This window comes from Kitasatospora sp. NPDC056446 (genome assembly GCF_042796115.1).
Classification (GTDB): domain Bacteria; phylum Actinomycetota; class Actinomycetes; order Streptomycetales; family Streptomycetaceae; genus Kitasatospora.
Window position 1 is genome coordinate 23,420 of sequence record NZ_JBHTRF010000085.1, and the last position, 6,448, is coordinate 29,867.

At 74.4% G+C, this 6,448-nt stretch carries 5 protein-coding genes; 1 reads left to right on the forward strand and 4 read right to left on the reverse strand.

All coding sequences use genetic code 11. The features are described from left to right. Positions 1 to 90: 90 nt before the first annotated feature. Complete coding sequence (locus ACFQ6N_RS34230; protein ID WP_380657635.1) at positions 91 to 1,572, reverse strand: hypothetical protein; 1,482 nt, start codon at positions 1,570 to 1,572, stop codon at positions 91 to 93. A 526-nt stretch (positions 1,573 to 2,098) separates the two neighbouring features. On the opposite strand from ACFQ6N_RS34230, the gene ACFQ6N_RS34235 reads away from it, so the two are divergent. Then, positions 2,099 to 3,337 (forward strand): phosphotransferase, encoded by a 1,239-nt coding sequence (locus ACFQ6N_RS34235; protein WP_380657637.1) that lies wholly within the window; start codon positions 2,099 to 2,101, stop codon positions 3,335 to 3,337. Positions 3,338 to 3,402: 65 nt separating this feature from the next. Here ACFQ6N_RS34235 and ACFQ6N_RS34240 read toward each other — a convergent pair whose 3' ends face one another. From ACFQ6N_RS34240 to ACFQ6N_RS34250, 3 genes are all read right to left on the reverse strand, one after another. Continuing rightward, the gene (locus tag ACFQ6N_RS34240) at positions 3,403 to 4,638 is read right to left on the reverse strand and encodes an acyl-CoA dehydrogenase family protein (protein ID WP_380657639.1); all 1,236 of its coding nucleotides are present in this window, start codon (positions 4,636 to 4,638) and stop codon (positions 3,403 to 3,405) included. 371 nt (positions 4,639 to 5,009) lie between these two features. Then, entirely contained in the window at positions 5,010 to 5,093 is an 84-nt protein-coding gene (locus tag ACFQ6N_RS34245; protein ID WP_380657654.1) for a putative leader peptide, read from the reverse strand. 66 nt (positions 5,094 to 5,159) lie between these two features. Continuing rightward, complete coding sequence (locus ACFQ6N_RS34250) at positions 5,160 to 5,654, reverse strand: hypothetical protein (RefSeq protein WP_380657640.1); 495 nt, start codon at positions 5,652 to 5,654, stop codon at positions 5,160 to 5,162. Positions 5,655 to 6,448: the final 794 nt, after the last annotated feature.

Sequence of the window (6,448 nt, forward strand, 5' to 3'; positions counted from 1 at the left end):
CTGACCTTCTGGCCTTTCGAGACTTCTGGCCTTTCGGGACTCCAGGCCTTTCGGGACCTCAGGCCCGCAGGCCTCCGGCGCCCGGCGCCCTCAGACCAACCGCGGCCGGTTCTTGGCGTCCGCCGCCCGCAGCTGCCGGCCCAGCTCCGCACGCAGCTCGTCCACCACCGGCAGCCCCCGGTACGCCGCGGTCAACCGGTACATCTCCCGCAACCGGTCCCAGGTCCGGTGCGAGGAGTTCTGGCCGATCAGGTTCAGCACCATCTTGGCCTGGAACTCCGCCGCGTCCGGCTCACCCGTGATCAGGTGCACCGAGGCCAGGGTGATCCGGTCGAACAGCGCCGAGCGCAGCTGCCCGGTGCCCTCCCGCAGGGTGATCACCCGTTCCGCGTGCTTCCGGGCCGCGGGGGCCGCCGACAGGTCGTGCTCGGCCAGCGTGCGCAGCACCAGGGCCTGCATGCCGCGCAGTTCGGCCTCGTCGAAGGTCTGCATCCAGGACGGCGGCGGCTCCGGCGACTCCTCGGCGAACAGGTCCTCGGCCTCGCCGAGCAGCCGGTAGGCGTCCTGGGAGTGCCCGAGCGAGGCGTGCGCCCAGGCCTCGACGGTGTTCAGCATGGCGCGCGTTCTCGGTACCGGCTCTCCTCCGGCCGCCTTCGCCGCGGACATCAGGTCGAGCGCGTCGTCGGCCCGGCCCAGGTGGACCATCTGCCGCGCGGCCCGGGAGATCGCCTCGCCGGCCCGCGGCCGGTCGCCCGCCTCCTTCGCGGCGTCGGCCGCGATCATGAAGTACCGCTGCGCGGTGGGCTCCAGGCCCACGTCGTGCGACATCCAGCCCGCCAGCACCGCCAGGTTGGCCGCGACCAGCCACAGCCGCTGCTCGACGGCGGGCGGGTGCCGGTGCGTCAGCAGTCCGCCGACCTCGTTGAGTTGGCCGACCACCGCCTTGCGCTGGAGCCCGCCCCCGCGGGCCGCGTCCCAGGCCCGGAACACCTGCACCGAGTGCTCCAGCGACTCCACCTCCTCGGGGCCGACCGGGCCCGCGTCGTACACGTCCACCACCGGGCGCGCCCCGCCCCCGGTGACCACCTGTCGGGGCCCGGGCACGGAGGCCGCGTACGCGACCGCGTCCCCGCCCAGCCAGCCCTTCAGCGAGTCGGCGATGACCGCTCCGGCCGTGAGCGCGGCTCCGGCGCCCATCAATCCACGTCGGTTCAGCATGAGGTCCATTCCCGTGAACTCGGTGAGGACCGCGGCCGTTCGATCCGGCGACCATGGCACTGCTGCGGACGCGTCCGCTCCGGACCTGGTGGGCCGGTGTCGTTCCAGACCGAGGTCCTCAGTGGTGACGACACGGCCGAGCCGCTCCGTGAACACGGCCGCCAGCACCCTCGGCACCGGATCGCGCGGGATCTCCCCCTGCTCGATCCAACGCCGTACCCTCGACGTGTCGGTGGACAGCTGCATCTGCCCGATCGCGGCACCCCGACGGTTGACCAGCCGCGCGAGTTCGCCCTTGGACCATCCGGTCAGGACGAACAGATCGGCGAGTCGGGTGTTGGGTCCCCTGCTCAACGAAGCCCCCAGGTTCCTCGGCTCCTTCGAGGCTAGAGGCTGCGGCAAGTGCCAGGCGAGCATTCGCCACCGTTCGCCAGGGCCCGCCAGACTACTAAGCCAGTGCCCGACGGGTGTGTTGTAGGGGTGCGCCACCTCGCCCCCCGGGTCGGGCGGCGTCCCACCAGCGTCGGGGGAGTCCCCCGACGGTGTCAGGGGACGCTCCCGGTCCTCACCCGAGGGGGTGGCGCGGCCGGGTGGCGCGGGGGCGCCGGGCACGGCCACGGCAGTCCGGTCGACCGCACTCCCCAGGGTGCGGACGGCCGGAGCACAGCCGAACAGGGGTTCCGACCCCGCGTCCGTGCCCGGCGCCCGCGCACCACCCGCCGCACCCCGGCGGCGTACGCACCACCCGCCGTACCGCACCACCCGCCGTACCGCACCACCCGCAGGGCCGCCGTCACGCCAGGACGCACACGGCACCGGCCCTCCCCCGCCCCCGCGGGGCCGCACCCGCCGACGGACCGGAAGGGACCACCCTCAGCCCATGTACTCCTCAGCGACGACCCCCACGCCGAGCGCGACCCGCGCCACGCTGCGCCCCCCCACCGCAGCAGCCGGCCGCCCAGGGCCCAAGCAGGCGCCCCCGGCGACCCGCCCGGTGGCCCCGCGCGGCGCCGAGGGCCGGGCGGTGGACGCCCGGGTCGTCCCGGCTGGCCGTACCGCGCTGGGCCCCACCGGCCGTACCGCGCTGGGGCTGCGCGGCCCCGAGGCGGTCCCGCCGATCGGCGCCCGGCTCCCGCTCGCCCGCCAGGCCGACGGCCAGGTGCTGCGCGCCCGGCGGCCGGGGCAGCCGGGCGGGCCGGAGCGGATCGACCCGTCGGCGCTCCAGACCCCGTCGGTCCGGGCCGCGCTGGCGAGCGTCGCGCGGATATGTCCCGCGTTCACTCCGCGCCAGGTCCTGCGCGAGGGCAGCCGCCACATCCTGGTGGCGGGCACCATCGGGCGGGCGCCGGTGGTCGCCAAGTGCCTGGCGCCGCAGGCGGTGCGGAGTGAGTACTTCGAGCAGTTGGTGGCCGACTTCCACCACGAGGTCGCGGTCTACCGGGCGTTCGTCCGGCACCGCCCGCCGGTGCGGCTGCCCCGGCTGGTCGCGGCCGACCACGACCGCTGCGTGCTGGTCATGGAGCGCGTCCCCGGCCGCCCGGCCGCCCGGGAGCGCCACCCCGTCAACGCGCCCACCCCGGGCGAGGTGCGGGCGCTGCTCACCGCGGTCCGGACGCTGAACCTCTGGCGTCCGCCCACCGACGTGTTCCAGCCGCGCATGGACTACCAGTTGGAGATCGCCCGCTACCACTCGGTGGGCCAGCTCACCGACCGGGACGCCGGCGACCTGCGCGGGCTGCTGCACGGCCTCGGCAGCACCCCGATGCAGCTCTGCCACGGCGACGCCCTGCTCAGCAACATGCTGCTGGCGCCGTCCGGCCCGGTGCTGGTCGACTGGGAGCAGGCCGGCTGGTACCTGCCCGGCTACGACCTGGCGGTGCTGTGGAGCGTCCTCTCCGGGGACACCGCGGCGCGCCGTCAGATCAGCCAACTCGCCCAGAGCGGCGGCACGATGGCCCGGGACGCATTCCTGGTGAACCTGGTGCTGGTGCTGATGCGGGAGATCCGGCTGTACGACGTGCCGGGCGCCGGCGAGGAGCAGCGGATCATGATCCGCCGGCTCTACGACGACGCCGCGCTCGCCCGCCGGGCCGTCCGGGCCGCGGTCGGCACGCGCTGAACCACCGGGTGCCGACCGGCGGTGCCGGGAGGCGCCCGGTGTCGGACCACCGTGCCGGAGCGGCCCTACGGCCGGGCGCCGCGTTCCAGGGCGGCCCGGCCGGCGGCCTCCAGGACGGTCTCGTCCGGCGCCAGGTGCACCCGGCTGCTGAGCACGTCCCGCAGGTAGCGCTCCAGCGGGTGACGCCGGCTCAGGCCGGGGTTGCCGGTGAGCGCCACGGCCTGCTGGACGGCGGTGGTCGCGGCCCGGGTGGCCAGCAGGTGGGCCGGACCGGTCCGGGCGACGGCGTCCGGCTCGCCCCGGTCGACCCGGGGGGCCAGTCCCTCGACCAGTTCCTCGGCGCCGATCAGCTGGGCCTCGATCTCGCCCAGGGCGCAGCGGTAGCGGGGCAGGGTGCCGAGCGGCTCGGTCAGATTGGCCGGAGTGCGCTGGTTGAGGAAGCGGACCAGCCAGCCCTGGGCGGCCCGCGCGACGCCGATCGCCACCGCGGAGAGGGCCAGGTCGTGCCAGGCGAGGGAGAGTTCGGCGTCGCCGCCGTTCTTCGGCTCGCGGGTGCCGAGGCCGAGCGCGAGGTCGGCCGGGACCCGGACCCGGTCCAAGACGACGTCGTGGCTGGCGCTGGCGCGCAGGCCGAGCTGGTCCCAGGTCGGGTCGATCTCCAGGCCCTCGCTCTCGCCGCGGACCAGGAAGGTCCCGATCCTCGGCTCCTCCTCGTCGGTGCGCGCGGTCACCGCCATCCAGGCCAGCGCCTCGGCGCCGGTGCAGTACGTCTTCCGGCCGGTCAGCAGCCAGCCGTCGCCGTCCCGTCGGGCGACCGTCTCCGGCAGGTCCCCCGAGCGGGCGCCGGGCTCCATCCGCAGCGTGTTGACCAGTGCGGGGCCGCGCCGGGACTCGGTGAGCAGCCGCCGGTAGCCGGCCGTCGGCCAGTCGGCACGGCGGGCCTGCTCGGCGTGCCGGAGCAGGGTGAAGGCGGTGACCACGGCCACCGAGGCGTCCCCGCGCCCGAGTCGGGACAGCACCCGGACCGTGTCGGCGAGCGTGCCGCCCGGACCGCCGTACGCGCGGGCGACGGTGAGGGTGAGCAGTCCGGCCTCGTGCACCGCCTCGATGCCCTGGTACGGGAAGGTCGCGTCGCGGTCGTGCTCCTCGGCGCGGGCGGCCAGCAGGTCGACCACCCGGGGCAACCCGGCCAGGGCGGCCTCGACCGCCTCGCGGTCGGATGCCTCGTGGTCGGGCGCTTCACGGCCGGGCGCCTCGCCGTCGGCCGCCGGGCGGCCCGGTGCCGACGGATCCGGTGCCACCGGGCCGTGTGCGGACGGCCCCTGCGCCGAAGGGCCGGACGCCGGTCGGCCGGAATCGGATTGGCCGGAAGTCGACGTCGGAGCGGTCCGGGACCGGCCGTCGCGCGGGCGGTCACCGGCGGAACGGTCCTTCGCGGAGCGGTCCTTCGCGGTACGGCCCTCGGGCGAATGGTCGGCGGACGAGCGGTCGGCGGCGCTGGTCGTCATGATGCTGTGCCTCCGGGCGGCAGCGTGGGCTCGACGGATGCGGGCGGCACGCCGATCGGGCGCGCGGTACCGGTGGGCGGCCCGGAGGTCGGTTCACTGCCCGCCCCCGGGTCTCGGCGTCGACCGGTACGGTCGACCCCCCGCCGCAGGGGGACGGATCCCCCTCAGCAGCCCGGACACGCCGCGCTGGCGGTGCGCCGCAGGTCCAGATGCCTGCGACGGGTCAGCAGCGGAAGACGGCACGGCATGTTCGCGACTGTACGAACCGTTGATCGATACCGTCAAGCAGCGTCCGGCCCCTGGGCGGGCGCCGGTCAGCCCTGCTGGAACATGTCCGCCGGAAGCGGCTTCAGCAGCTGATACAGGTCGTCCGAAATCGGTCGGTCCCAGGACGCGATGGTGACCAGGACGCCGTCGCTGCGGCCGAACTGGGCGCAGAACACCCGCTCCTCGCTGACCTTGACCTTCTTCACGATCAGCAGGTCGTCCCCGAGCATGACCGGGAAGTCCTCGGCCGAGACGAACTCGACCGGCTCGTCGTTCTCCAGCGCCGCGAGCAGCTGCCGCACCTCGAAGGGCACCTCGTCGCCGGTCTCCCGGGCGGGCGAGCCTTCGGGGAGGTTGCCGATGAACATCGCCGGGCCTCTGCCGCCGAACAGGTCATAGCGCAGGAAAATTCCCTGGCAGGAGCCGTCCGGGCCGGTCATCATGGCCGCACCGAAGTCGCCGGGCCAGTCGCCCGGCTCCATCGCGAGCACGTCGAAGTCCGGGCCGGCGGGCTGTCCGGAGCGACGGCGGAGAAAAGACATGGGAACATCGTACGTGTCCGGCACACCGCACTCGCGAGGTGGGTGGGGCGCCGACGGGGGGTGGACGGGAGATCGACGCTCAGAGACCAATGTTGACTCTGAGCAACCGTCCGGGCTACGTTCGGTTCAGCACGACAGCCGTTCTGGGTTTCACCCTCCGGGGGGACGGCATGTCGCAACGCGGCCCTACACGCGTATCCCTCACTGTGCACTTGTCGTGCCGAACTGCCGAGCACCCAGCTTCGTCATCTTCGTCATCGCACACAGCACGACACACAAGCCAACAGTTCCATGCTTACAAGCCAGATCCGCGGGGCCCCGGCCCGTCGCCCCGTGGATCTGCTCGGGACGCCGCCGCGTGGGGGCGTGCGGGTCCCGAGCACCGGTGCCGTGTCCGAGTCGCTCTCGGATCCGGCGCCAACCTCCCGGCGACTGCCGGCCCCTCGCGGGGCCGGGACCGGCCGACGCACCCCGGTGCGCAGGGGATGACTGGGAGGATGGCCTGGCAATGCTGCCGGGCCGCACAGCAGGCGCCGTGTCTGGCCGCGTGGGGGCGGTGGGCACGGCGTCTGCCTGTGCTCATACTCTGAGCTGCGTTTGTCTAACAGTCAACAGAAATTCTGACGGGGCACGCTCAATGATCATCAGTTGTGATGATCCGACCCGGTAAAGACCTGCCCCGGACCCGGGAAAGACCTGCGGAGCGGGCCCCCGGCCCGCCGGGGGGCGCGCCCCCCCCGCGCCGGGGGCCGCCGCAGGCACCCACCACAGGGGGTGTGGGACACGCCCGCCCC